The sequence below is a fragment of the Mesorhizobium sp. WSM4884 genome (assembly GCF_029625675.1).
Lineage (GTDB): Bacteria > Pseudomonadota > Alphaproteobacteria > Rhizobiales > Rhizobiaceae > Mesorhizobium.
This window is the reverse complement of the sequence record NZ_JARTVO010000001.1, coordinates 181,071-206,955: the sequence shown is the minus strand read 5'-3', so window position 1 is coordinate 206,955 and position 25,885 is coordinate 181,071. Positions and strand designations below refer to the sequence as shown.

Below are 25,885 nucleotides of genomic sequence, written 5' to 3'. Positions count from 1 at the left end.
CTGAAAACGCAAACGAAAAAGCAGCTGTCGCCGCTTTTAGGCAGGCGAGCCGACCGCCGCCATCTGCACCTTCACCTTGCTGCAATAGGCGGCTGAAACCGGATTCATCCGCGTCGCACCATGGCCGGCATTGTATTTGAGGATCGTGCCGCAGGTCGTGCCGCCGCCGAGGCCTTGCGCCATGGCGAGGTACTTCATGCCGTATCTGATGTTGGTGTCGGGATCGAACAGTCCCTTGACCGAACCCGTATAGCCCATCATCCGCGCCGTCGCCGGCTTGATCTGCATCAGGCCGATCTCGCCCGCGCTGCCGACCATGTTCGGGCGGTAATTGCTTTCGATCTTGATGACGGCCTTGGCGAGCGACACCGGAACGCCATAGCTCGCCGCATAACGGGCGATGATCGCCGAATACTGGCCGTCGCCCGGAGCGGACGACGACAGGGTGGTCTTTTCGGGACGGATGGAGGCTGTCGCCGTCAGATCGATCGTTTGCCTGCCGCGCCTTGCACTGCGTTTGACCGTTGATTTCGCCGACCGCGCTGGGGCTGCTTTCGGCACTTTTGCCTGGGCGACGTTCTTGGTTTTTGAGGTTTTGGTGTCCGAGGCTGCCTTCTGCGCTACGGGCGCTGCCGCGAACCCGTTGTCGGCCGCCCGCAGGCTCAATGGCGAGCTGTTCGCTGGGCTGAAGGAAAAAGTCATCACTCCGGCAGCAACGGCTGCCGCTAAAACGGTCAATCTCTGCATGTAGTCCTGTTCTGTTAGAACCGCACGAAGAACTTCGCGCAGCTTGGCCAATTCAACATCGGAGCATCTTTGCGGGATAGATATCCGACAACTTGCGGGAGATGCGTTTGGAGAGCGATTTGGCGCCAATGAAGGCGAGGCAATTCACTTTGTATGACAAATTGTAATTTAGACAGCCTAGCCAGACTATTTGGATTTGGTTGCCTTTACGGCAGCCAGCAACCGTTGCAGCGTGCGGATCGTCGAGCTATCCGCCACGCCATCGACGAGCCGCCTCCGGAAATGCCGCTGAAACGCCGCCACGACGATTTCCGTCTGGCGATCGAAGACCCCCGTTATCTCGACGCCATAACCATAGAGCGCCAGCATCGACTGCAGCGCCTCGATCTCGGCGCCGGTGTCACCCGCCTTCAGCGCCGCTCCCTGCCTGATCGGAGCCGCGGGAACGAGATGGCCGACGCCGGCCGCGAAAAGCGCTTTCCAGGGAAACTTCTCGCCCGGGTCGACCTTGCGCCCCGGCGCCACATCAGAGTGTGCCAGCACCCTTTGCGGTGCAATGGAATGCCGGTCGGTGATCCCCGCGCACAGGCTGATGACGGCATCGATCTGCCGCTTCGGAAAGGCTTTGTAGCCGAGCGAATGCCCCGGATTGACGATCTCGATACCGACCGAGCAGGAGTTGATGTCGGTGCGCCCGAACCACGAGCTCTTGCCGGCATGCCAGGCGCGGTCGCTCTCGCGCACCATCTGCACGATCCGGCCGTCCTCATGGACAAGATAGTGCGAGGACACCTCGCTTGCCGGATCGCACAGCCAAGCCTCGGCGCCGGCGCCTGTTGCCATGCCGGTATAGTGCAGCACGATCATGTCGGGCCTGAACGTCTCGCGTCGCGGGCCGAAATTCGGCGACACCCTGACCTCGGCACCCGGCTGGTCGGGCAGGAAACCGCTCATACGTGCCTGAGACCCCGTTCGATCATCTCATAGGCGGCATTGATCGCGGCGACCCTTGTCGTGGCGATCTTGATGAACTCCTGCGGCAGCCCGCGGGCGATCAGCCTGTCCGGGTGATTGTCGGAGATCAGCTTGCGGTAGCGCTTCCTGACCTCCTCGAACGGCTTGCCGCGCTCGATGCCGAGAACGACATAAGGATCTGCGGCACCGAGATTGACGTGACGCGACAGGATCGCCTGGTAATGCGCCTCGTCGATCCGGAAAATCTCGGCGATGCGATGCAGGAATTGCCCTTCCCGCTCGTGGATCAGCCCGTCCGCCTTGGCGATGTGGAACAGCCCGTCGAGTATGTCCTCCAGCATCATGCAATTCGGATGACCGGAACCGCAAAGCTGCGCCATGCGCTGGGCATAGATCTCGAACCCGGCAACGTCACGCTTGGCGAGGTCGTAGAGACGCGCCACGTTGCGCGTTTCGCTCGGCGGCACCTCGAAGATTTCCTGGAAGGCGCGCACTTCATCCTGGGTAACGATGCCGTCGGCCTTGGCCATCTTGGCCGAGAGCGCGATCATCGCCACGGAGAAGGCAACGCGCCGGCGTAGGTCCGCGTCGCCGGAGAACACTGTCCGCACGGCCTCGACGACATCGGCGACGCCCGAGGACGCCGACGACGAAACACGAGCGATGAAGTCGCCGAGGCGGTCCCAAATCGACATGCCGGCTTCTTAGTGCGAACCGGCCACCGCTATCAAGCAGGGACGATGCCGCAGGTCCGCCGATTGCTGGCCGCAGTCCCGACAAAGACAAAAAAAGAAAGGCCGGCACTTGGCCGGCCTTCCCGATTTGAGCGGATTGACGTTTACTGCGCGGGTGCAGCAGGTTTTGCCGGAGCCGGTTCGGCGGGCTTTGTAGCATCAGGCGTAGCCGGCTTCATCGGCTGTTCAGCAGCCGGCGGATTGGTGCTCTGGGTGGTTGTGTTGTCTGTACCGGTACCACTGTTGCTACATGCCGCGACCCCCATCAGGGCGAGCGCCGAAACAGACGCTAGAATGAGCTTCTTCATGGTATCTCTCCTTCGGTAAACGTTCACGTTTCGGTGAACGGGTCGCAGAAGAAATGCATCAAGCAGCCCGCGGTTTCGTAACGTTGCGTTTCGGTATGTAACATCAACGGGCGATTGCCGGGGCTAAAAAGGCGAACTAACAAGGCTTTAGCTCGCATACATTGGATAATCGGATGTCGGACGCCGCAGCCAACGAGAAATGGGATTTCTGGATCGACCGGGGCGGCACCTTCACCGACATCATCGGCCGCGATCCGCAAGGCCAATTGCATCCGCGCAAGCTTCTGTCTGAGAACCCTGAAGCGTATGCCGATGCCGCCATCCAGGGCATCCGCGATCTGCTTGGGCTTAAATCCGGCAGCGCCATTCCCGCGGACCGGATCGGCGACGTCAAGATGGGTACCACTGTCGCCACCAACGCGCTGCTCGAGCGCAAGGGCGACCGCATGCTCCTGCTCATCACCAAGGGTTTTCGCGACGCGCTGCGCATCGCCTATCAGGCGCGGCCCGATATTTTCGCCAAGGAAATCATCCTGCCGGAGCAGCTCTACGAGCGCGTCATCGAGATCGACGAGCGCGTGCGCGCCGACGGCAATGTCGAGCACCTGCTTGACATTGCCGCCTGCCGCCCGGCGATCGAGCAGGCCAAGGCCGACGGCATCGACGCGGTCGCCATCGTCTTCATGCATGCCTGGAAATATCCGGACCACGAAAAGGCCGTGGCCAAGGTCTGCCGCAAGATCGGCTTCAGCCAGATCTCGGTCAGCCACGAGGTCTCGCCGCTCATCAAGCTGGTCGGCCGCGGCGACACCACGGTGGTCGATGCCTATCTGTCGCCGATCCTGTCGCGCTACGTGCAGAAGGTTGCGGGAGAGTTGGGTGCCGGCCCCCGCCTGATGTTCATGATGTCGTCGGGCGGGCTGACAGCCGCCGACATGTTCCAGGGCAAGGATGCGCTTTTGTCCGGCCCGGCCGGCGGCGTCGTCGGCATGGTCGAGACGGCGAAGCTTGCCGGCTTCGACAAGGTCATCGGCTTCGACATGGGTGGCACCTCGACCGACGTCGCCCATTATGACGGCGAATACGAGCGCGCGTTCGACACCGAAGTCGCCGGAGTGCGCATCCGCGCGCCTATGATGCGCATCCACACCGTCGCGGCCGGCGGCGGCTCGATCCTGCATTACGAGGCCGGCCGCTTCCGCGTCGGCCCTGACTCCGCCGGCGCCAATCCCGGGCCTGCCGCGTACCGACGTGGTGGGCCGCTCGCCGTCACCGACGCCAATGTCATGCTCGGCAAGCTGCAGCCCGATGTCTTCCCGGCGATCTTCGGCCCCAGCCAGAACCAGCCGCTCGACGTCGACGCCGTGCGCGAAAAATTCATGGCTTTGGCCGCCGAGATCGGCGATGGGCGCTCGCCGGAAGCGGTAGCTGAGGGCTTCGTCACCATCGCCGTCGAGAACATGGCTAACGCCATCAAGAAGATCTCGGTGCAGCGCGGCTACGATGTCACCGAATACCTCTTGAACTGCTTTGGCGGCGCCGGCGGCCAGCATGCCTGCCTGGTCGCCGATGCGCTCGGCATGGAAGCGGTGCTCATCCACCCATTCTCGGGCCTGCTTTCGGCTTACGGCATCGGGCTGTCAACGGTTTTCGCCTCGCGCCAGCAGGCCTTGCTCAAACCACTCGCCGAAGAGTCCCGCTCCTCTATCGAGGACCTGATTGCGGCACTGCGCCAAGACGTCATCGCCGAGCTTGCCGCGCAAGGCATTGCGGAAGCCGCCATCGCCTCCAAGCCGATCCTGCAAATCCGCTATGACGGCACGGACACGGCGCTGCCGGTGAATTTCGAGCATGGCTCGATCTTCCGGGCGAGAGGCGATTTCGAGGCAGCCCACAAGGCACAGTTCGGCTTCGTCTACGAGAACAAGCCGATGATCGTCGAGGCGGTCGGCGTCGAAGGCAGTGATGCCGGAACCGACAGACGCGGAGAAAGCGAATCAGAACTCGAAGACAGAACGGCAAGTCCCTGGCAGAATCGGCAATTCTTCGCCGACGGTGCCTGGCGCGATGCCGGCATTTTCCGGCGCGAGGATCTGAAGCTCGGCCATAAGGTGGCCGGCCCCGCGCTCGTCATCGAGCCGAACCAGACCATCGTCGTCGAGCCGGGCTGGCAGGCCGAGATCACGGCCAGGAACCATGTGCTCCTGCGTCGTGTCGAAAGGAAGCGCCGGCAAGCGGCGCTCGGCACCGAAGCCGATCCGGTTATGCTGGAGGTCTTCAACAACCTTTTCATGTCGATCGCCGAGCAGATGGGCGTGACGCTGCAGAACACCGCCTATTCGGTCAACATCAAGGAACGGCTGGACTTTTCCTGCGCCGTGTTCGACCGCAGCGGCGCGCTGGTCGCCAACGCGCCGCACATGCCGGTGCATCTCGGGTCCATGGACCGCTCGGTCGAAACCGTCATCCGCCTGAACTCGGGCGACATCCATCCGGGCGACGTCTTCGCGCTCAACGCGCCTTACAATGGCGGCACGCATTTGCCCGATATCACCGTGGTGACGCCGGTGTTCGATGATGCGCGCAAGGAAATCCTGTTCTGGGCGGCTTCCCGCGGCCACCACGCCGATGTCGGCGGCACGGCGCCCGGCTCGATGACGCCTTTGGCTACCACCGTCGACGAGGAAGGCGTGCTGTTCGACAATTTCCGCATCGTCGATCGCGGCCGTTTCCGCGAGAAGGAGCTGGAAACGCTGCTGACCGACCATCCCTACCCTGCCCGCAATCCCGCCCAGAACATCGCCGACCTCAAGGCGCAGATCGCCGCCAACGAAAAGGGCGTGGCGGAGCTGCGCAAGATGGTCGCGCATTTCGGCCTCGATGTCGTCGAGGCCTATATGGGTCATGTCCAGGACAATGCCGCCGAGAGCGTGCGCCGCGTGCTGGAACGGCTGCCCGACAGCTCCGACTACGAATACCCGACCGACACCGGCCAGGTGATCAAGGTCAGGATTACCGTCGACCGGGAAAAGCGCGAGGCGACGGTCGACTTCACCGGCACCTCGAAGGTCGAGAAGAACAATTTCAACGCGCCGGAGCCGGTCGCCCGGGCCGCCGTGCTCTACGCCTTCCGCGTCATGGTCGAGGACATGATCCCAATGAATGCCGGATGTTTGCGGCCGATCAACATCGTCATTCCCGACGGCTGCATGCTCAAACCGTCCTACCCTGCCGCCGTCGTCGCCGGCAATGTCGAGACGTCGCAGCACGTCACCAATGCCCTCTTCGGCGCCATGGGCGCGATGGCCAACGCGCAAGGCACGATGAACAACCTCACCTTCGGCAACAAGCAATACCAGTACTACGAGACGATCTGCTCGGGCTCGCCTGCCGGCCGGATGAATTCGGGCCGCGGCTTCGCCGGCACCTCCGGCGTCCACACGCACATGACCAATTCGCGGCTCAGCGACCCCGAGGTGCTGGAACTGCGCTTCCCGGTCGTGCTGGAGGATTTCCACATCCGCGGGGGCTCCGGCGGCAAGGGCAAGTGGAACGCCGGAGACGGCACCGAGCGCACCATCCGCTTCCTTGAAAAAATGGAATGCGCGATCCTCTCCTCGCACCGCAACCGCCCGCCCCAAGGTCTGAACGGCGGCGGCGACGGCGAGGCCGGCTCGACCAAGATCAGGCGCAACGATGGGTCGGTCGATGTGCTGAAGGCCTGCGACCAGACCACGCTCGATGCCGGCGAGGCCGTCATCGTCGTCACGCCGACGCCCGGCGGATTCGGCAAGGCGTGAGGGAAGCGTAAACTTAACGTCAACAGGCTGTCACCTGTCTGTCATGACGCTGCGCTACCCGCTTGCGCCAACGCAAACGGGGAATCACCTTGCCATGTCGGATGTTTCGGGAGAACTCGTTTTTCGGCGCGGCAAGGAAGTCGGAAAAGCGGTCTACCAGAACCGGGCATTGTCGAAGGACGGTATTTCCGAGCGGCTTTTCGCCTTCCTGTTTTCCGGCCTCGTCTATCCGCAGATCTGGGAGGACCCGGACGTCGACATCGAGGCCATGCAGCTCGGCGCCGGCCATCGCATCGTCACAATCGCGTCAGGCGGCTGCAACATTCTGGCTTACCTGACCCGCTCGCCGGCCCGGGTCGACGCCGTCGACCTCAACGCCGCGCACATCGCGCTGAACCGCATGAAGCTGGAAGCGGTTCGCCATCTGCCGTCGCAGGGCGACCTGTTCCGCTTCTTCGGCGCCGCCGACACCAGCCACAATTCGCAAGCCTACGACCGTTTCATCGCGCCGCATCTCGATCCGGTCAGCCGCCACTACTGGGAACGCAGGAACTGGCGCGGCAAGCGCCGCATCTCGGTCTTCGACCGCAACTTCTATCAGACCGGCTTGCTTGGCCTGTTCATCGCCATAGGCCACCGCGTCGGCAAGCTGTTCGGCGTCGATCCGGCCGGCATCATGAAGGCCGAAAACATCGGCGAGCAGCGTCGCTTCTTCAACGAGGAGTTGGCGCCGATCTTCGACAAGAAGCTCCTGCGCTGGGCGACGTCGCGCAAGGCCTCGCTGTTCGGCCTCGGCATCCCGCCGGCACAGTACGATTCGCTGATTACCTCTGGCGACGGCTCGATGGCGAGTGTCCTGAAAGCACGGCTGGAAAAGCTCGCCTGCGATTTCCCGCTGAAGAACAACTATTTTGCCTGGCAGGCATTTGCCCGCCGCTACCCGGAACCCGGCGAGGCTGCGCTTCCCGCCTATCTGGAAAAGCGCAATTACGAGACGATCCGCGCCAACATCGATCGCGTCGCCATCCATCATGCCAACCTGATCAAATTCCTGGCCGGCAAGGATGCGGGCTCGGTCGACCGTTTCGTCCTGCTCGACGCGCAGGACTGGATGACAGACGACCTGCTCAACGATCTGTGGACCGAGATCACCCGCACGGCCTCGGTTGGCGCGCGCGTGATCTTCCGCACCGCGGCCGAGCCCAGCCTGCTGCCCGGCCGCGTCTCCAACTCCCTGCTCGACCAGTGGCACTATGACAGCCAGGCCTCGCGCGAATTCTCGGCCAAGGACCGCTCGGCAATCTATGGCGGCTTCCATCTCTACGTGAAGCGCGCCGCATGAGCACGACGGAGCTGCCGGCCAGCCATGCCGAGCTGATGGATGGCGTCTATCGCTGGCAGCGCCACATCTACGACCTCACCCGTAAATACTACCTGCTCGGCCGCGACCGGCTGATTGGCGGGCTCGACGTGCCGCCAGGCGGCACCGTGCTCGAGCTCGGCTGCGGCACCGGCCGCAACATCGTGCTCGCCGCCCGCTGCTATCCGGACGCCCGCTTCTTCGGCCTCGATATCTCGGCCGAAATGCTGGAAACGGCCAAGGCCGCAATGGCCCGCGAAGGACTTGCGGCAAGGGTCGACCTGGCGCGCGGCGACGCCACGGATTTCGACGCGAAAGCGCTTTTCGGCACCGCGCGTTTCGACCGCGTCTTCGTATCCTATTCGCTGTCGATGATCCCCGGTTGGGAAAACACGGTTTCGGCGGCGCTCGCCGCGCTTGCACCCGGCGGTTCGCTGCATGTCGTCGATTTCGGCCAGCAGGAAGGCCTGCCGCGCTGGTTCAGGACCTTGCTGCGCGGCTGGCTGCGGAAATTCCATGTCGAGCCGCGCGCCCCGCTGCGCGACGTCCTTGTATCGGAATCCGAACGGATCGGCGCAACCTTCCATTTCAGAACGCTTTATCGCGGCTACGCCTGGCTTGGCGTGATCGGCCCCCGAAAATAGCCAGTCACTGATGCAGGGCTTTCACCAATGCGGCCACCATCGTCTGCGGCCGGTAGCCGAGCTTGGCCGGCGTCAGCCCAAGACGCACCACCACCAATTGCTCCGATGGGATGATGGCCACTGTCTGGCCGTCATGGCCTTCCATCCAATAGGTGTCTTTGGGCAGGCCGGCCGCGGCGCCAGCGCCGGGACTACCCTCGTCGCCCGGACCCTCGATCCAGACCTGGCCCTTGCCGTAGACTTTCGATGCCGGCGCGGGTTGCCGCATCCAATCGACGAAGCCAGCCGGCAGAATCTGTGCGCCGTTCCAGACGCCGCCCTGCAGCAGGAACTGGCCGAAGCGCGCCCAGTCATGCGCCGTGGCGTAGAGATAGGACGAGCCGACGAAAGTGCCCTGCTCGTCGGTCTCGAGCACGGCGCTGTGCATGCCGAGCGGCTCGAACAGCGCGGTCCGCGGCCATGCCAGTGCCTTCGCCTTGTCGCCGATCGCGTCCTGCCAGAGGCGCGACAGCATGACCGCCGTGCCGCTCGAATAGGAAAACACCTTGCCGACCTCGCCGCTGAGCGGTTTGCCGTCCGCGAAGCCCGCCATGTCCGGCTCGAGATAGAGCATGCGCGTCACGTCGGCGACGTCGCCATAGTCCTCGTTGAACTCCAACCCGCTCGACATCGCCATCATGTCGGCGAGGCTGATCGCCGCCCGCCCGTCGGCCTTCCACGGCGCGAACAGGCCCTTGTTGTCGAGCGCCATCTTGCCGTTCTTCACCAGCGTGCCGACGATCGCCGCATTCACCGTCTTGGTCATCGACCATCCGAGCAGCGGCGTCTTGGCCGAAAAGCCGTCGCCATAGCGTTCCGCGACGATACGGCCGTTTTTCACCACCACGACCGCACGCATGCCGGTCCCGGCCATGGCGACATCGTCGATGATCTTTGAAGCCTCTGGATTTTGTGACGCATCCACACGATCGCCATCGGGCCAGAGCGTATCTGGCTGCGTCGTCGGAGCGGCCGGCGCCACATGCAGGACGGCCTGCCTTGCCTTGCCGGTGTCGCCGTCGGGAACCGACGCGCAGCCGACTCCGTCGCGCTCGACGGCGACGCTCTTGCCCAGCACCCGGAACAGACCAGCCGAAACCAGCCCTCTTTCCTTGTCGACCGAAACCTTCATCAGGCGAAGCAGCGGATGGCCCGGCGCCTGAACGTCGACCGCCAGCACTTCATTCGGGTCGCGGCCGGCGATGAACACGTTCGAGCAGACGATCTTGGCCGAATAGCCGGAGCCGACGCGGATCAATTCGGGCGGCGCAAGATAAAGCCAGGCGAAGAGCGCGACCATCGCCAGCACTACGAGGCCCAGCAGCCACTTGATGAATTTCACGACAGTCCGCATCTTTTTCCCGCCCCTTGGATTTCCGGCTCGCTTTTATGTCATCGATTTGCCGCCATTGCTTCCGCAAAATCACGACCGATATCGAGCGCCGTCAATGGATTATCAACCATGTTCGGCGATCACGGAGGGATGATGCCCGAAAGCGCCAAGCTGCTTTGGGACACCGACATGCATGAAAGAAGGGCGGTCCTGTGGGGTGATCGTCCGGAGGGGGCCCGCGCAAGCGACCACCATCAGTGAAGGACCCCATCAGCGGCCGGCTGATCCCGGCTCGGGGGATACCATGCGCCGTCTTGCGGCCATCCTGATGCTTACGCTGTTGGGCGCCTGCTCGACCGTCGACGATCTTTCGCCGCTGTCACCGTCGTCGCAGGCAGTCGCGGTGCGCGCGCCGCGCTTCGAAGATTCCAAGCCGCATGAATGGGACAGCGGCGCGCCATGGAACTATGCCATACACGGCACCGACGTCTCCAAATACCAGACCTCGGTCGACTGGCCGACGGCCAAGGCCAACGGTATTTCCTTCGCCTTCATCAAGGCGACCGAGGGCGGCGACCGGTTCGATGACTATTTCAACGAACACTGGGCACGCACCAAGGCCGCCGGAATCCCGCGCGCGGCCTATCATTTCTTCTATTTCTGCACGCCGGCCGCCACCCAGGCGAGATGGTTCATCGCCAACGTTCCAAGAGATGCGTCGGCAATGCCGCCGGTGCTCGACATGGAATGGAACCCGAAGTCGCCGACCTGCAGGCTGCGCCCAGATCCCGCGACCGTGCGCGCCGAGATGACCACCTTTCTCGAGATCGTCGAGCACCATTACGGCAAGAAGCCGATCATCTACACCTCGCTCGACTTCTTCGACGACAATGAATTGGCGACGTTCCGCGGTTATCCCTACTGGCTGCGCTCGGTCGCCGGCCATCCGCGCCAGAAGTATGGCAGCCACCCCTTCACCTTCTGGCAGTACACCGGCACCGGCATCGTGCCTGGCATGACTGGCAAGTCCGACATCAACGTTTTCAACGGCTCGGAAGCCGCCTGGAACAAGTGGCTGCGGCAGAACACCCGTTGACATCGGCCCCCGTGCCTGCTTTTCGACACGGCGGGCGGCGATAGGTGCAACCGCTGGTGATGCGCACCGGCGCACCCCGCCAGGGTGCCGAATGGCGCTCCTGGGCTTTGAAATCTACGCGTGATCCTATTCAGACCCGGCCGGGTGCTGGCGGTCATGCGGCGGTCTCGAAAGGGAAGCGATGCGATTGCGCGTTGATATCTTGGCGGCGCTGGTTCTCGGCGCTCTGGCCTGGCCTGTGGCGGCGCAGGAATGCGGCGGCGATTTCGACACCTGGAAACAGGGCGTCGCGGCCGAAGCCAAGGCGGCCGGCGTCGGCGACGTTGGCCTGGATGCGCTGGAAGACGCCACGATCGACCAGAAGGTGCTGGCGCGCGACCGCGCTCAAGGTGTGTTCACCCAGACCTTCACCGAATTCTCGAACCGCATGATCTCCGGCTACCGCCTGAAGCAGGGCGCGGCCAACCTGAAGAAATATGCCGACGTCTTCGCGCGCGCCGAAACAGAGTTCGGCGTCCAGCCGGCCGTCATCACCGCTTTCTGGGGACTTGAGACCGATTTCGGCGCCGTTCAGGGCGATTTCCATACGCTCGATGCGCTGGTCACGCTCTCGCACGATTGCCGCCGGCCTCAGCTCTTCCGGCCGCAGTTGATACCGCTATTGACCTTGATCGACCGCGGCGTGCTGCCGGCCGACGTCAAGGGCGCCTGGGCCGGCGAGATCGGCCAGACGCAGATCCTGCCCACCGACTATCTCGCCCGCGGTGTCGACGGCGACGGTGACGGCAAGGTCGATCTCAGGACCAGCGCGCCGGACGTCATCATGACCACGGCCGACAAGATCGTGTCGCGCGGCTGGAAGCGCGACCAGCCCTGGGTCGAGGAGGTGCGCGTTCCGGACGAGATGCCGTGGGACCAGACCGGCCGCACCAACAAGCTGCCGTTGTCACAGTGGGCCGCGTGGGGCGTCACCAATCCGGACGGCACGCCGCTGGTCGATAACGGCTTGAAGGCCGGACTGGCCTTGCCGATGGGCCGCAAGGGGCCTGCCTTCCTGACCTACGACAATTTCGACGTCTATCTGGAGTGGAACCAGTCCTTCACCTACGCGCTCACCGCGGCGGTGCTCGCGACGCGGTTTGCCGGCGCGCCGCAATTCGACCCCCGCACGCCGGAGCCCGGCCTCAACGGCGACCAGATGAAGGCGCTGCAGACCAAGCTCGAAGCCAAGGGCTACGATGTCGGCACCGTCGACGGCATTCTGGGAACCAACACGCGCGAAGCGATCCGCAAGGAGCAGATGCGGCTCGGCCTTCCGGTGGACGGCTGGCCGACGCCGGAGCTGCTGGCGAAATTGTGAATGGCGGGGCGATTCCGCTAACCTCGCCTCGACCGAACGAAATCGATGAATGCACGCAACGCCGGCGGCACGAGGCGGCGGCTCGGATGGTATAGATAGAAACCCGGAAAGCGGGGCGACCAGGTTTCGAGAAAGCGGACCAGCCTGCCCCTCTCGATCCATGGCTGGACCTGATAATCCATCATATAGGCCACACCGGCCCCATCCAGTGCCGCCTTGAGCATCAGCTCCGTATCATTGACGGTAAGACTTCCCTCGACCGCGATTTCCAGCGATCGCTTGCCTCGCGAAAACTCCCATCGGTAGATGTTGCCGCCGCCGGGCCATTGGAAGTTGATGCAGCGGTGCCGGTGCAGGTCCTGTGGATGACGTGGGATTGCGCGGCCCTCCAGATAAGCAGGAGCAGCCACGGCTGCCATTTGCAGATCGTCGCTCAGCTTCACCGCGACCATGTCTTTTTCCAGCCGCTCGCCAAGGCGGATTCCGGCGTCGAAACGACCCTCGACAATGTCGCTCAACAGGTCATCGACGATGACTGTCAGCGCGACGTCGGGATAGGCGCGCTGGAAATCGCCAAGGATCGGCGCGATGAAGCGCATCGCGGCGATGCGCGGAGCATTGATGCGCAGCGAACCGGCCGGACTGTCACGCGCGGCCTGCACCTCGGCGATAGCGTCATCCAGCTCTCCGAACGCAACACCAAGGCGCGCGAACAGTGTCTCGCCAGCCACGGTCGGCGAGACACTGCGCGTCGTGCGGTTGAGCAATCTCACGCCGATCCGCGCCTCCAACAGTCGGATCGATTGGCTGAGCGCCGGCGGCGATACCCGCAACCGCGCGGCCGCACGTACGAAACTGCCCTCTTCCACGATGGCCGCGAACGCTTTGAGCTCGGTGAATTCGGACCCGCGCATTATGTGTTCCTAGATTAACAAGGCAGTCAGATAATAGGTAATTATCCGATCAATTGCATGTCGCTATTTCTCAACCGTTCACATCGGCGCAGCCGTGAAGAGCTGAAGGAAATCGACCATGTCTCAATCGCTGCAGGGCAAAACCGCAATCATTACCGGCAGTTCACGCGGCATCGGCCGTGCCATTGCCGAGGGCCTCGCCGCCAAAGGCGCTTCGGTCGTCGTCAACTATGTCGGCAACAGGAAAGCCGCCGATGACGTGGTGGCCGCCATTTCGGCCAACGGCGGCAAAGCGGCGGCAATTCAGGCCGATATTTCCATTCCAGCCGATATCCGCAGGCTATTCGACGAAACCGAGGACCAAATGGGCGCCATCGACATTGTCGTTGCCAACGTCGGTGTCGCCGTCATCAAGCCGCTCGCCGAAGCTACCGAGGTCGATTTCGACCTCGTCTTCGGCACCAACGCCAAGGGCACGTTCTTCACGCTTCAGGAAGCGGCCAAGCGTGTTCGCGACGGCGGTCGCATCATCGCCGTCTCGACCGGCGGCACCAAGATGTTCTTCACACAGACGGCGCTCTATCTCGGCAGCAAAGGTGCGGTCGAACAGTTCGTTCGCGTGCTCTCGCGCGAGCTAGGGCCGCGCGGCGTCACCGTGAATGCGCTGTCGCCGGGCTTCACCGACACCGACCTGCTGCCGCAGCGCGATCGCGCGGTGGCCGCCGGCATGTCGCCGTTCGGCCGGATAGGCGCGCCACGCGATGTTGCCGATGTTGCAGTCTTCCTGGCCAGCGACGCAGCCCGCTGGCTTACCGGCGAGAACATCCAGGCCAGCGGCGGAGTTGCCTAATTCGCCATCGTCTCCAGGCTCGCAAACCCCTGCGGCGCATCGCCTTCGTCGAAAGGTGTCGTCACTTCCACAAACGTATCGGGAAAGAAGCCGTTGAAGCGGGTCCTCAGCGACAGCGAATAGGCGCCGATATGGCCGATCTCGATCCAGTCGCCGGTGTCGACCGTTTCCGGCAGCCAGAACGGCCTGGACAGGATGTCGACGGAATCGCAGGTCGCGCCGCAGACCTTGAACGGCACGATGGTCTTCTCGCTGCCGTTGCGCGTGCGGATCGCGGGGTCGGGGATGAAGCGCGCCGGCAGCGTGATCTTGCCGGTCCATGAATCGGAGAGCGACGCCCAGATGCCGTCATTGATGTAGAGCCTTTTGCCCTTGCGCAAGAGCACGCGCACGATCAGCGACAGGCAGCGCGCCACGATCACGCGGCCGGGCTCGGCGACCAGCGGCATCTCGTCGAACTGATATTCCTTGAGGTCGCCGGCCAGCCGCGACATCAGCTGGCCGAGCGACGGCATCTCGATGTGCCTGCGGTTGGGGTCGTGGCCGTATTCGGCGGGAAAGCCGCCGCCGACGTCGAGCCCGGCAATGTCGAAGGTCAGCCGGTTGCGCACCCAGTCGGCCGAGGCCAGCGCCCGCTCATAAGTGTCGGGATCCTCGATCTGACTGCCGACATGAAAGCAAAGGCCGACGTTGTAGCCGGTGCGGTTGAGCCGCTCGGCAAGCTCGACCGCATTGGCAGGCCCGGCACCGAACTTCTTCGACAGCTCATAGGCGGCGTGCCCCTTGGTCTGGATGCGCACGAACACGGTGAGCGCGCCGGGGTCGATATCGAGCGCGCGCACCACGCGCGTCAGCTTGGTGATCTCGTCCTCATGGTCGAGCGAAATCACCCTGATGCCATATTTCTCCAGCGCCAGCTTGATGTCCGACTGCGCCTTGACCGGATGCATGTAGAGCATCTCGGCATTCGGCGAGACGGCGCGCACGGCGGCGAACTCGCCGGGCGAGGCGACGTCGAAGGCGCTGACGCCGGCCTCGACCAGCGTCCTCAGCACGATCTGCTCGCCATTGGTCTTCACCGCATAGGCGGTCTTGCCGGGAAACATTCCCATGAACTGCAAGGCATCGGCCTTCAGCACTTGCGGGCGGAAGCAGTAGACCGGATCGTCCGGGCGAAGCGCCAGCGCCGCCTCGCGGGCATTTTCGAATCGCTGCATGGACGAATCCTTGATCTGGCCGCGCACAATTAATCCTAGCTAGCCGCCAAAGAAAACAGTTCTGTGTCTCGCCTTCACGCGCGGCCGGCCGCACACTTTGAGCCACGCTAAACCATTGGTCAGGTTTCGGGTGGCCCTTGCCGCCAGACCGTCTATCGGTTGGAGCTGTCCGGCCGGACTGAGATTTGCGACCGGCCTGGGAGGGTTGACGAGATGACGATTACGGCTGGCGCCGCGGCGACGCGCGGACCGATGACGCTCAAGGACTGGGCTCAGCTGCTTTTGCTCGGCGCGATCTGGGGCGGCTCGTTCTTCTTTGCCCGCATCGCCGTGTCCGAGATCCATCCGCTGGCGCTGGTGCTGTTTCGCGTCGCGATCGCCGCGGCGGCGCTTCAGCTCTATCTGGCGGTTCGCGGTCCGTCTTTGCGCTTCGCCTTTCCCTATGGCGGCCTGTTCTTCCTGCTGGCGCTGACCAACAACGTCGTTCCCTTCTCGCTGATCTTCGCCGGCCAGACCGAGCTCGGCGCCGGCGTTGCCTCCGTGCTCAACGCCACGACACCGTTCTGGACGCTGATTCTGGCCAATGCGCTCACCACGGACGAAAAGCTGTCATGGAACAAGCTGGCCGGCATCGCGCTTGGCGTTGCGGGGACGGCGGTGATGATCGGCCCGGGCTTGATTGCCGGCCTCGGCGGGCCGGTCTGGGCGAAGTTCGCGCTGATCGGCGCCTCTTTGTCCTACGCGGTCGCCCTGATGATCGCGCGCCGCTTCAAGGGCGTCCCCTCGCCGGTCATCGCCACCGGGCAGCTGACCGCGTCGACCATCATCATGATCCCCGTCGTGCTCGTTGCCTACGGTCCGGCCGAACTGTTTTCGGCCTCGCCGCCGGTCTGGGCCGCGGTGCTGGGACTGGCGCTGCTTTCGACCGCCTTTGCCTACATCCTCTATTTCAACCTCGTCGCCTCGGCCGGCGCCACCAACGCCTCGCTGGTCACTTTGATCGTGCCGGTCAGCGCCGTGCTGCTTGGATTCCTGTTCCTTGGCGAGAGGTTGGCGGCCTTCGAGATCGGCGGCATGGCACTGATCGGACTCGGCCTAATCACCATCGATGGCCGCCTGTTCGGCCGATGGTAGCGGTGCCATGCCACGGCTTCGCCATAATTTTTTCACAACTTTTGGATCGATTTTTGCCGAAGAGTTTCAACGGCTAACGACAAATCGGCGGTCGCAAATTCCACAATCACGTCGCAATGCAGCATATTTTCCGCTTGCCTGTGACCCAAATGACTCTAGATTCCGGCCATAGCTCTTAAGAGGAGGCTATGACATGGGACTGACGAGGCCAATCAACGCATTGATGATCTGTGCTGCGTTTGCATTCATCGGCGCCCTTATCATAGGCGTTCTTCCCTGACCCGCCGAAGCCGGGAAGACCAGCACCGCAAATAGTCCAAATCAATTCGAAAAGGCCGGGGTTCCACCCGGCCTTTTCCATTCAGGCTGCGGCTGACCCAGCCGCCTCCGATTCATGCGAGCGGATGCCGATCATGTGGCAGACGGCAAAGACCAGATCTGCGCGGTTCATCGTGTAGAAGTGAAAATCGCCGACGCCGCGTTCGACGAGATCGTGCACCTGCTCGGCCGCCACGGCTGACGCCACCAGCGCATGCGTCTGCGCATCGTTCTCCAGTCCCTCGAAGCGCTCGGCCAGCCAGGTCGGCACCAGCGCGCCGCAGCGCGAGGAGAAATTGGCGACCTGCGTGAAATTATGCACCGGCAGGATGCCGGGCACGATCGGAATATAGATGCCAGCGCGGCGCGCCCGTTCGACATAGCGCTCGTAGAGATCGTTGTCGAAGAAGAACTGGGTGATCGCCCGCGTCGCTCCATTGTCGACCTTGCGCTTCAGCATGTCGATGTCGGTGGCGAAATCCGGGCTTTCCGGATGCTTTTCCGGATAGGCCGAAACCGAGATGTCGAAATCGCCGACGCTCTTCAGCGCTCCGACCAGTTCGGCGCCGTTCGCATAGCCATCGGGATGCGGGCGGTACGCGGTTCCCACGCCCGCCGCCGGGTCGCCGCGCAGGGCGACGAAACGGGTCACGCCGAAGCCGGCGAATTCCCGGATGACGGCGTCGACCTGATGGCGGGCCGCATCGACACAGGTCATATGCGCCGCCGGCGTCAGCGTCGTCTCGTTGAGGATGCGCTTCACCGTCCGCGCCGTGCGCTCCCGCGTCGAGCCGCCGGCGCCGTAGGTCACCGAGACGAATCTCGGCTTGAGCGGCTCCAGCCGGGTGACAGTGTCCCACAACCTTGCCTCCATCTCGTCCGTCTTCGGCGGGAAGAACTCGAACGAGACCCGGACCTTGTCGCCAATGTCGGGGCGGCGGGAAAAGCGGAATTGGTTCATCAGGCTGTTTCCCTTGCTGGTAGCGCATCATTGGACGGGTCGGCGATCAGCAGCCGGCGATCGCGGCCGAGCCAGAGCTTGACGGTGAGTTTTGCCTCGGCCTGGCCGCGCGGCTCGAATTCCTGGCTGTCCTCGAGATCGAGCCCTGCCTCCTCGAACCAGTCGGCGATCTGCCGGTCCGAGAAGCCGAGCCGCATATGGGCGTGCTGGTCGCGCAGGAACTCCAGATTGTGGGGCGCGAAGTCGACGATGACCAACCTGCCCGCCGGACGCAGCAGCCTCGCCGCCTCGCCGATGGCCCGTGCCGGATCGTCGAGATAGTGCAACACCTGGTGGATGGTGACGAGATCGAAGGCGTTGCGCTCGACGGGCGGCGAAAAGATGTCGCCCTGGCGTACCTGCGCATTGGCGACCCCCGCTCTGTCGAGATTGGCGCGCGCCACCGTCAGCATCTCGCGCGACATGTCGATGCCGACGCCGCGCCTGTAAAGCGGCGCGAAGATTTCCAGCAGCCTGCCCGTACCGGTACCGAGGTCGAGCATCGACTGGAACGGGCGTTTGCCGACGAGCTTGAGCAATGCGGCTTCCACCGCGCGATCGGGCACGTGCAGCGAGCGAATGCGGTCCCAGCTCGCGGCGTTCACGGAAAAATACTCGGCGGCCCGGTCCTGCCGCTTGCGCTTGACCGCGGTCAGCCGCTCCAGATCGCGCACCACCTGCGCATCGGCCTCGCGCACGCCAGAAACCAGACGCTGCACGAAATCGCGCGAGCTGTCCGTGTCCGACAGCCTGAAGAAGGCCCAGGACCCTTCCTGGTAGCGGCCGATCAGCCCCGCGTCGAGCAGGAGCTTCAGATGTCGCGAGACGCGCGGCTGCGACTGGCCGAGGATTTCAGTGAGGTCGGAGACTGTGAGATCCCCACGCGACAGCAGCACCAAGATGCGCAGGCGGCTGGATTCTGCTGCCGCCTTCAATGTATCTACCATCGTGTCGAGCGTAACATGCATGAACGAGTTCTCGCTGAAAGATATAAAGATATGTTTATGTCGAATTTGAAACTCTGGCAAGCACTATGTCGCTTCCGGACAAGAAAATGGCGCAGCCGTGATCCGCGCGCCGCAAACGATTGAGCGGACGAAGGCGATGTTCGAGACACGCGAGGGTGAGAAGCTCCTTGAAACCGATCCGGCGGATATGCCGCCCGACGGCCATGTCGTCTTCATCGGCCGCATAGTCTCGCCCTGGACGAGCCGTGAGGACTGTCCGAAGAACATGCGCGCCGCCCGCGACACCGGACGGACGGCAGCCATCCTGATCGACGAGCGCTATCGTCCGGGGCTGCAGAATCTCGACCGCGCCAGCCACATCGTCATCCTGTCCTGGCTCGATCATGCGCCGCGGAATCTGATTGTGCAGAAACCGCGCCATGCCGCTGAACCGAAAGGCGTTTTCTCGCTGCGCTCCCCTGCCCGGCCAAACCCCGTCGGACTGCATGTCGCGAAGCTCGTCGCGCTCGATATCGAGGAAGGCCGGATCGAGATCGATGCCATCGACGTGCTCGATGGCACGCCGGCCATCGACGTCAAGCCCTACTATGCTTCGATCGACGCCTTCCCGGAAGCGGCCATTGCCGGGCGCGACGAGAAATGAGCGCGCCGACCGGCCGCCGCCGCGCCATTGCCAAGGCGCTGACCGCGCTGTTGCCGCTCGCCCCCTATGCCGACATGGAAAAGATCCGCGCCGATGCCGGCGCCGTGCATATGAAGACCTTGCCGCCGACGATCGCGGTCTGGCTGGCAACCATCGCCCATGTGCGCCACGCCCATACCGACTACGAGAAGCTGCTGGCCGAAGGCTATGATCGGGACTCGGCGCGCTTCTTTGTCATCGAGCAGACCAATGAGGTGCTCACCCGCTGGCGCGCAACGCGCTTGTTGGAAGAGGAGGACGAGGGCGAGTGAGGCCGCGTAGCCACCTGATCGGCCAAGCAGCGCCGGCGGCCTGGCTCTACTTCATTCGGGGCCAGACGCTAGCCTGCCCTCCCGTAACGACGAACGAGGAATGAAATGAGCCAGGCCGCCTCCAAGCCCGCCGCGCCGCTGCCCATTCTTTCAGATCGTCACGTCGACCCGCACGCCTATCCTGACGGGGTAGCTTACCTCGATGGACAATACCTGCCGATGTCGCAGGCCAAGGTCTCGGTGCTCGACTGGGGCTTTCTGCACTCCGACGCCACCTACGACACGGTCCATGTTTGGGATGGTCACTTTTTCCGTCTCGATCTGCATCTCGAGCGTTTCTTCGGCGGGTTGGAAAAGCTCCGCATGGCGATCCCGTTCGACCGCGACGGCGTCGCCGAAATCCTTCACAACTGCGTTGCGCTGTCCGGCCATCGAGCAGCCTATGTCGAGATGCTGTGTACGCGCGGCGTATCGCCGACCTTCAGTCGCGATCCGCGTCAGGCGGTCAACCGGTTCATGGCTTTTGCCGTCCCCTTCGGCTCCGTCGCCAATGCCGAGCAGCTGCGTCGCGGCTTGCATGTCGCGATCAGCGACAAGGTCCGTATTCCACCTACCTCGATCGATCCCTCGATCAAGAACTACCATTGGCTGGATCTGGTGCGTGGGCTCTACGACGCCTATGACCGCCGTGCCGACACCGCGCTGATCCTCGACTTCAACGGCAACGTCGCCGAAGGTCCGGGCTTTAACGTGTTCTGCGTCAAGGCGGGCAAACTGTCGACGCCCGCCATCGGCGTTCTGCCCGGCATCACGCGCCGCACCGTGTTTGAGTTGTGCGCCGAGGCGGGACTCTCCGCGGTGGCGGCGGATGTCAGCGTGGCCGCGCTCAAGACAGCCGACGAAGTCTTCATCACCTCGACTGCCGGCGGCATCATGCCCGTCACGACGATCGACGGCGCGCCTGTCGCCGGCGGCAAGGTCGGCGTGATCACTGAGCGTCTGATGGCACTCTATTGGAACAAGCACGACGATCCGGCCTGGTCGAGCCCGGTGCGCTACTAATGCATGTCGCCCAAAGTGCGCAGCGGTTTTGGGAGAACGGCATGCATCAAAACAAAGACTTGAAGCACGTCGCCTGAATCCGTTTCAGCGCGATGCGCTTTAGGCGCGATAGATCCACTGCTCCGGCACCCGCACCGATATCTCCTCGCCTGTCCTGATGATGCCCGGCTTCTCGACCCAGGCGACGAGACCGCGCAGGCGCTTGGCTGCTTTCGGAAACAGCAATGCCCCAGCCTCGGGGTCAGTCATGCCGGCATGCTCGGCCACCGAGCGACCGGAGAAGCGGCAGGGCCCGTTCTGGGAGTCGACCTTTACGGTCACGCCGCTCTTGAAAAACAGCAGCGATCCCGCCGGCAACATGGAAAGATGCGGCACGCCTTCGATCAGCAGGTTGGCGCCGATCCACTCCGGCTTGATCTCCGCGATGCCCATGCGCTCGGCGACAATGGCCAGCTCGTCGGCGGCGACCAGAGACAACTGCCGCTCGTTGCGCATCTCGGTGCCACGCGGATACCAAGGCTCGCGCCCGCCCGAACGCCGCGTCGCGCCGGCATGGAAATCGCCCTCGATGCCGTCGAAGCCGAGCCGCAATTGCTCCACCCGTCTTGTCTCGAAATGATCGGAAGGCGCCGTGTAAAGCGCCGCGGCCATCGCCGCGAGCTTGCGGCCCGGCACGATCTCGACGGGTGTTTCAATCGTGGAGAACAGGTCCGGCATCGGTTCCGCCATTTGAGTCGGCCGCTTTTCGCACTTCGGCTGCCCAGGCGGCAAGAGCGATCTCGGCCAAAGCCCTGAGGTCTTCCGCCGAAGCGCCGTCGCGCGCCTGGATCGACATTCCGTGCATGACACCGGTCAGGTATTTGGCCAATCGCTCGACGGACAGATTCGCCGGCAATTCGCCGGCCTCTTGGCCCTTGGCCAGTCGAGCCGAGATCGCCGCTTCGGTCGCCTTGCGATATGTCTTGAGCTCGTCCGCGATGGCTTGCGCCTGCGGCGAGGTCGCCAGCGCACCGCTGATGAAAAGACAGCCGCCGGGCTTGCCCGGCCGGGTGTAGGCCTCTGCCGCGCCCATCAGCAGCAAACGGATCGCCTCCTTGACCGGCACCGGCGCGCTAAGCGCGTCGAGCGCAAACCCGATCTCCCTTTCGTGGTAGCGCGCCAGCGCCCGACGGAACAGCGTCTCCTTGTCGGTGAAGGCGTTGTAGATCTGCGGCGGCGTCAGGCCCATGGCCTCGCGCAGCATGGCAAGCGAGGTCGCTTCATAGCCATGCTCCCAGAACAAATGCATCGCGGCGTCGAGCGCAACCTCCGGGTCGAATGCGCGCGGCCTGCCGCCGCGTGACTTCTCGAAATTTTCCATAGTGATCGATACGAAACCTATTGACTTGCCGATTTGAAGTAACGTATCAATCAATACGTAACCTGACAAGCGCAAAGCACTAGTGCCGTCGGGGCCATCCGCAGCAAGCAAGGGAAACCCATCGTGCCGATCACCGTGACCGCGCCCGAAGGCGTGCTGACAGCAGCTGGAGAGCGCGAAATCGTGCCCCGCCTGAGCGCCGCGCTCATTGAGGCCTCCGGAGCCACCGGGAATTCATTTTTCGCTGCAATCGTCGGCGGAACGGTCCATGTCCTGCCTAATCATCGCATTCATGCGGGCGGTGCCAACCGGCCTGTCGTCATGGTGGAGCTGAAACTGCCGAACATCGGCCTGGCTTCCGTTGAGGCACGCGAGGCATTCATCACCGCCGCCGCCAAAATCGTCGGCGACCTTTGTGAGCCGGGTCACAGGCCCGAAAACACCTGGATCAACATTCTCAATGCACCCGACGGCGGCTGGGGTATCGGCGGCCGGCAATATTCAGGCGAGGCCCTGGTCGCGGCGGCGATGGCCGCCGCATGACGACCACGGTTCAGAAGCAGGGGCAAGGGATGCGGTTTTCTCCCTCGCTGTTCTTCACGACCAACTGCGAGGAGGCTCTCGCCTTCTACGAACGGTGCGGCCTCGGCCGGGGAACAGTCCTGCTGCGCTGGGGTGAAAACAATATGCCCGTGCGAACCGAGGCCATGCGAGGGAAAGTGCTGCATGCCCGGTTCGAGGGGCCGGGCATCCTTTTTCACGCATCCGACAATGACGACGCCGAGCCCATGAAAGGCTCGGCGCTGATGTTGGAGTTCGACGACCTCATCACGATGCGGGCGCTGTTCGGTAACATGGCCGAGGGCGGCGGGATCACCGTGCCTCTGGCGCGTCGATATTGGGGGACGAGCTTCGGGATGCTCGTCGATGCCTTTGGCGTACAGTGGATGTTTAGCTGTTCGAGCGAATAGGAGCGGCGTCTGTCCGCCGCTCGCCTTGCGATCATGACGTTCTTACTGGCCGCCACTATCTTTCGCCCCGCGGCGTCGCTTTCATGGCGGCGCCAAGACGAAAGGTTGATCATGCATCCCGGACCCGCAATCGCTGCCTTGTGGCTGGCTTGGATCGTATCCTGGGCTTTGGCCTCCTTCTGGGCCGACCCCGCGCAAAAGCGCGCAGGCTTCAGGGCTGAGGCGCAATATCGGGTACTGTGGCTCGCCGGCACCATCCTGCTGTTCCTGCCGGCGCACGGCTATGCCGGCAGGCTGCGGCTGTGGACGCCGACGCTTGCCGAGGCGTGGATCTGTGTCGCCCTGATCGCCATCGGCATCGCCTTCGCCTGGTGGGCGCGCCTGCATCTCGGCAGGCTGTGGTCCGGCACCATCACCGCCAAGGCCGATCATCGCGTGGTCGAGACCGGTCCCTATCGGCTGGTCCGCCACCCGATCTACACCGGCCTGCTGCTGTCGATCCTGGCCACCATGGCCGCGAAGGGCACGGTCTGGGGCATCGCCGGCGCCGGCCTTCTGCTTGTCGGCATCGTCGTCAAGGCGCGACTGGAAGAGAGCTTCCTGCGCGGCGAACTCGGCCCCGCCTATGACGACTATGCCAGGCGCGTGCCGATGCTGGTGCCCTTCGCGCCCGCCTGACGTGGTTTTCAGAGCATCCTGAGCAGCGCGCCACCGATCGAATAGCCGGCGCCGAAGGCGCAGAGCAGGCCGAAATCGCCGGCCTTCATGTCGGCGTGATTCTCCGACAGCGCCACGATCGCTCCGGCGCCAGCCGTGTTGCCGAGCCGCTCCAGCACCATCGGCGCGCGGTCATGGTCGACATCGTGGCCGAAGGCGAGCTTCAGGATCATCGCGTTCATGCGCGCATTGGCCTGATGCAGCCAGAAGCGGCGGATGCCTTGCGGCGTCAGGCCATGCTCGGCCAGGAACTCGACGATGAATTTATGGCCCGCGACGGTGACTTCCTTGAACACCTTGTTGCCGACCTGCTTGATCAGATTGCCTTCGAGCTTGATCTGGTAGGGATCGTCCTGTGCAGTGCGGGTGTGGTAGCCGAGATTGGTGCGGATGTTGTTCGACATCTGCGTCCAGGTGCGCGTGTCGAGCACCTCGAAGCGCCCCGGCCGCTTCTCGCCTTGGTTGAGCCCTTCGACGATCATCGCGACGGAGGCGTCGCCGAAGATGAAATGCGTCTGCCGGTCGCGGAAATTGAGATGACCGGTGATGATTTCCGGCGTCGACACCAGGATGCGCTTGTGCGCCCCTGCCCTGACCAGGTTGACCGCGATGTGCAGCGCCGCCGCGGCGGAAGAGCAGCCCAGCCCCATGTCGAAGCCGGCGCCCTTGGTGCCCAGCGCCTCCTGCATCTCGATGGCGATCGCCGGATAAGGCCGCTGGTGATGCGAGGCCGAGCAGATCACCAGATCGATATCCGACGCTTTCACGCCGGCATGAGCGATCGCTTTCTTGGCGGATGCGATGCCGAACTCCGCCTGGAGCGACAGCGCGTCATCCGGCCGCGCCGGAATCCGTGGCGCCATGCGGGCGGGATCGAGGATGCCTTCGCGCTCGATCACATGGCGGGTCTGCACGCCCGATGCATGGACAATGAAATCGCTGTCCGACTTCTGCAGCAGCGTCTCACCGGTGACGACACGACGGGCATTTTCGGTATCGACCCAGCTGTTGAAGCTTCCGACCAGCTCTTCATTGGTGATGACGGGCTCGGGGATTTCGGCGCCGATGCCGCTGATGATGACGCGATGCATGTCCAATCCGTCCGAGGCGCAGCCTGTTGGTGCCGAAGCGGGGCGGGCCACCCTTGTCGCATTTGGCCGGTTTATGCCAGCTTAAATCTCTGCTGCGCGCGGCTATCGCGATGAGTTGACCGGACGCGCTCAGGCGCGCTTGGCGATGATGAAGATGCGCGGGAAGCGCAGCAGCACCTTGCCGTTCGCCATCTTCGGATAGGCCCTTGCGATCTTGGCGGTATAGCTTTCGAGGAAAGTCTTCTTCTCGTCCGCGTCGAGCGGATCGAGGAAGGGCTTCAGCCCCGTTGACTTGACCCACTCCACGATTGCTTCAGCATCGGCCAGCGGGTGGTTGTAGATCGTGTGCCAGATATCAACCCGATCCGCGAGCGGCGACAGGAGATCGTAGTAGAAGGAAACCGGCGGCAGCGGCGCGCGCGCGGCGCCCTTCAGCTTCGCCGAGAACGGCATCTCGGCCGCCGTGTCGCGCATCAGCTGATGCGAGGGTTCGCCGAGATTGTCGGGCATCTGGATGGCGAGGGCGCCGCCGGGCGCGAGCAGTCCCATCAGCCGCTGGAACACCGCCGGATGCCCCGGCAGCCACTGGAAGACCGCATTGGCGAAGATCACGTCGACCGGCTTCTCCGGCTGCCAGATGGAAGCATCCGCAAGTTCGAAATTGACGTTGGGCAGCCGCGCCCGCGCCTTCTCGATCATGTCCGGCGAAGTGTCGAAGCCGCGGACTTCGGCATCCGGCCAGCGCTCGACTAGAAGCTCGGTAGAGTTGCCCGGACCGCAGCCGATATCGACGACGCGGCGCGGAAAGTCGACGGGAACTTGAGCCGCCAAGTCCCGCGCGGGCCGCGTGCGCTCATCCTCGAACTTCAGATATTGGGCGGCGGACCAGTCAGCCATTTCAGAACCTCGTATTTGTTCGCCGCCCGTGGACTG

General features: G+C 63.6%; 26 protein-coding genes. 13 read left to right on the top strand and 13 right to left on the bottom strand.

Annotated features, from left to right (window positions below; all coding sequences use genetic code 11):
* Positions 1-36 precede the first annotated feature (36 nt).
* From P9236_RS00880 to P9236_RS00865, 4 genes are all read right to left on the bottom strand, one after another.
* Positions 37-747 (bottom strand): transglycosylase SLT domain-containing protein, encoded by a 711-nt coding sequence (locus tag P9236_RS00880; RefSeq protein ID WP_278072722.1) that lies wholly within the window; start codon positions 745-747, stop codon positions 37-39.
* A 186-nt stretch (positions 748-933) separates the two neighbouring features.
* Positions 934-1,701: an N-acetylmuramoyl-L-alanine amidase gene (locus P9236_RS00875; protein WP_278072721.1), complete on the bottom strand. Its 768-nt coding sequence runs from the start codon at positions 1,699-1,701 to the stop codon at positions 934-936.
* A complete protein-coding gene (locus P9236_RS00870) occupies positions 1,698-2,417 on the bottom strand; it encodes a DnaJ family molecular chaperone (RefSeq protein ID WP_278072720.1) in 720 nt (239 codons plus the stop codon). Before P9236_RS00870 ends, P9236_RS00875 begins: the two co-directional genes overlap by 4 nt.
* A gap of 143 nt (positions 2,418-2,560) precedes the next feature.
* Positions 2,561-2,764 carry a hypothetical protein gene (locus P9236_RS00865; protein WP_278072719.1) on the bottom strand — a complete coding sequence of 68 codons (204 nt, stop codon included), beginning with the start codon at positions 2,762-2,764 and terminating at the stop codon, positions 2,561-2,563.
* Between the two features lie 173 nt (positions 2,765-2,937).
* Here P9236_RS00865 and P9236_RS00860 point away from each other — a divergent pair, with 173 nt between their 5' ends.
* Genes P9236_RS00860 through P9236_RS00850 form a run of 3 tightly spaced genes read left to right on the top strand, consistent with a single transcriptional unit; the run spans position 2,938 to position 8,568 of the window.
* Positions 2,938-6,564 carry a hydantoinase B/oxoprolinase family protein gene (locus P9236_RS00860; RefSeq protein WP_278072718.1) on the top strand — a complete coding sequence of 1,209 codons (3,627 nt, stop codon included), beginning with the start codon at positions 2,938-2,940 and terminating at the stop codon, positions 6,562-6,564.
* Positions 6,565-6,607: 43 nt separating this feature from the next.
* Positions 6,608-7,906 carry a DUF3419 family protein gene (locus P9236_RS00855; protein ID WP_278072717.1) on the top strand — a complete coding sequence of 433 codons (1,299 nt, stop codon included), beginning with the start codon at positions 6,608-6,610 and terminating at the stop codon, positions 7,904-7,906.
* On the top strand, positions 7,903-8,568 hold the full coding sequence (locus tag P9236_RS00850; protein WP_278072716.1) for a class I SAM-dependent methyltransferase: 666 nt from the start codon (positions 7,903-7,905) through the stop codon (positions 8,566-8,568). The genes P9236_RS00855 and P9236_RS00850 overlap by 4 nt, the downstream gene beginning before the upstream one ends.
* Positions 8,569-8,572: 4 nt before the next feature.
* Here the strand turns inward: P9236_RS00850 and P9236_RS00845 are convergent, their stop codons facing one another.
* Entirely contained in the window at positions 8,573-9,961 is a 1,389-nt protein-coding gene (locus P9236_RS00845) for a serine hydrolase (RefSeq protein ID WP_278072715.1), read from the bottom strand.
* Positions 9,962-10,244: 283 nt separating this feature from the next.
* On the opposite strand from P9236_RS00845, the gene P9236_RS00840 reads away from it, so the two are divergent.
* Together P9236_RS00840 and P9236_RS00835 are read left to right on the top strand one after the other, a co-directional pair.
* On the top strand, positions 10,245-11,036 hold the full coding sequence (locus P9236_RS00840) for a GH25 family lysozyme (RefSeq protein ID WP_278072714.1): 792 nt from the start codon (positions 10,245-10,247) through the stop codon (positions 11,034-11,036).
* Positions 11,037-11,217: 181 nt separating this feature from the next.
* The gene (locus tag P9236_RS00835) at positions 11,218-12,396 is read left to right on the top strand and encodes a lytic murein transglycosylase (RefSeq protein ID WP_278072713.1); all 1,179 of its coding nucleotides are present in this window, start codon (positions 11,218-11,220) and stop codon (positions 12,394-12,396) included.
* A 17-nt stretch (positions 12,397-12,413) separates the two neighbouring features.
* Here the strand turns inward: P9236_RS00835 and P9236_RS00830 are convergent, their stop codons facing one another.
* Complete coding sequence (locus tag P9236_RS00830) at positions 12,414-13,310, bottom strand: LysR family transcriptional regulator (RefSeq protein WP_278072712.1); 897 nt, start codon at positions 13,308-13,310, stop codon at positions 12,414-12,416.
* Between the two features lie 118 nt (positions 13,311-13,428).
* On the opposite strand from P9236_RS00830, the gene P9236_RS00825 reads away from it, so the two are divergent.
* Positions 13,429-14,160 carry an SDR family oxidoreductase gene (locus tag P9236_RS00825; protein WP_278072711.1) on the top strand — a complete coding sequence of 244 codons (732 nt, stop codon included), beginning with the start codon at positions 13,429-13,431 and terminating at the stop codon, positions 14,158-14,160.
* On the opposite strand, the gene P9236_RS00820 is transcribed toward P9236_RS00825, so the two are convergent.
* A complete protein-coding gene (locus tag P9236_RS00820) occupies positions 14,157-15,377 on the bottom strand; it encodes an alanine racemase (RefSeq protein ID WP_278072710.1) in 1,221 nt (406 codons plus the stop codon). The two genes, P9236_RS00825 and P9236_RS00820, sit on opposite strands and share 4 nt — an antisense overlap.
* 213 nt (positions 15,378-15,590) lie before the next feature.
* Between P9236_RS00820 and P9236_RS00815 the strand changes: the two genes are divergently transcribed.
* Entirely contained in the window at positions 15,591-16,511 is a 921-nt protein-coding gene (locus P9236_RS00815) for a DMT family transporter (RefSeq protein WP_278072709.1), read from the top strand.
* 361 nt (positions 16,512-16,872) lie between these two features.
* On the opposite strand, the gene metF is transcribed toward P9236_RS00815, so the two are convergent.
* The gene (gene metF / locus P9236_RS00810; protein WP_278072708.1) at positions 16,873-17,790 is read right to left on the bottom strand and encodes a methylenetetrahydrofolate reductase [NAD(P)H]; all 918 of its coding nucleotides are present in this window, start codon (positions 17,788-17,790) and stop codon (positions 16,873-16,875) included.
* Complete coding sequence (locus P9236_RS00805; protein WP_278072707.1) at positions 17,790-18,797, bottom strand: metalloregulator ArsR/SmtB family transcription factor; 1,008 nt, start codon at positions 18,795-18,797, stop codon at positions 17,790-17,792. Before P9236_RS00805 ends, metF begins: the two co-directional genes overlap by 1 nt.
* Before the next feature lie 136 nt (positions 18,798-18,933).
* Here P9236_RS00805 and tsaA point away from each other — a divergent pair, with 136 nt between their 5' ends.
* The 3 genes from tsaA to P9236_RS00790 all read left to right on the top strand — a co-directional run bounded on the left by tsaA (position 18,934) and on the right by P9236_RS00790 (position 20,813).
* On the top strand, positions 18,934-19,440 hold the full coding sequence (tsaA, locus tag P9236_RS00800) for a tRNA (N6-threonylcarbamoyladenosine(37)-N6)-methyltransferase TrmO (protein ID WP_278072706.1): 507 nt from the start codon (positions 18,934-18,936) through the stop codon (positions 19,438-19,440).
* Complete coding sequence (locus tag P9236_RS00795; RefSeq protein ID WP_278072705.1) at positions 19,437-19,751, top strand: DUF2293 domain-containing protein; 315 nt, start codon at positions 19,437-19,439, stop codon at positions 19,749-19,751. Before tsaA ends, P9236_RS00795 begins: the two co-directional genes overlap by 4 nt.
* 105 nt (positions 19,752-19,856) lie before the next feature.
* The gene (locus P9236_RS00790; protein WP_278072704.1) at positions 19,857-20,813 is read left to right on the top strand and encodes an aminotransferase class IV; all 957 of its coding nucleotides are present in this window, start codon (positions 19,857-19,859) and stop codon (positions 20,811-20,813) included.
* A 99-nt stretch (positions 20,814-20,912) separates the two neighbouring features.
* Here P9236_RS00790 and P9236_RS00785 read toward each other — a convergent pair whose 3' ends face one another.
* Complete coding sequence (locus tag P9236_RS00785) at positions 20,913-21,530, bottom strand: MOSC domain-containing protein (protein ID WP_278072703.1); 618 nt, start codon at positions 21,528-21,530, stop codon at positions 20,913-20,915.
* Positions 21,505-22,173, bottom strand: coding sequence for a TetR/AcrR family transcriptional regulator (locus tag P9236_RS00780; protein WP_278072702.1), 669 nt, complete (start codon positions 22,171-22,173; stop codon positions 21,505-21,507). Before P9236_RS00780 ends, P9236_RS00785 begins: the two co-directional genes overlap by 26 nt.
* A 123-nt stretch (positions 22,174-22,296) precedes the next feature.
* On the opposite strand from P9236_RS00780, the gene P9236_RS00775 reads away from it, so the two are divergent.
* The 3 genes from P9236_RS00775 (at position 22,297) to P9236_RS00765 (ending at position 23,822) form a co-directional block, all read left to right on the top strand.
* Entirely contained in the window at positions 22,297-22,716 is a 420-nt protein-coding gene (locus P9236_RS00775) for a hypothetical protein (protein ID WP_278072701.1), read from the top strand.
* 29 nt (positions 22,717-22,745) lie between these two features.
* The gene (locus P9236_RS00770; protein WP_278073049.1) at positions 22,746-23,144 is read left to right on the top strand and encodes a glyoxalase/bleomycin resistance/extradiol dioxygenase family protein; all 399 of its coding nucleotides are present in this window, start codon (positions 22,746-22,748) and stop codon (positions 23,142-23,144) included.
* A gap of 111 nt (positions 23,145-23,255) precedes the next feature.
* A complete protein-coding gene (locus P9236_RS00765) occupies positions 23,256-23,822 on the top strand; it encodes an isoprenylcysteine carboxylmethyltransferase family protein (protein WP_278072700.1) in 567 nt (188 codons plus the stop codon).
* Between the two features lie 8 nt (positions 23,823-23,830).
* Here the strand turns inward: P9236_RS00765 and P9236_RS00760 are convergent, their stop codons facing one another.
* Together P9236_RS00760 and tam are read right to left on the bottom strand one after the other, a co-directional pair.
* Positions 23,831-24,952, bottom strand: a complete 1,122-nt coding sequence (locus P9236_RS00760; RefSeq protein ID WP_278072699.1) for a beta-ketoacyl-ACP synthase III — start codon at positions 24,950-24,952, stop codon at positions 23,831-23,833.
* 129 nt (positions 24,953-25,081) lie between these two features.
* The gene (tam, locus tag P9236_RS00755; RefSeq protein ID WP_278072698.1) at positions 25,082-25,849 is read right to left on the bottom strand and encodes a trans-aconitate 2-methyltransferase; all 768 of its coding nucleotides are present in this window, start codon (positions 25,847-25,849) and stop codon (positions 25,082-25,084) included.
* Positions 25,850-25,885: the final 36 nt, after the last annotated feature.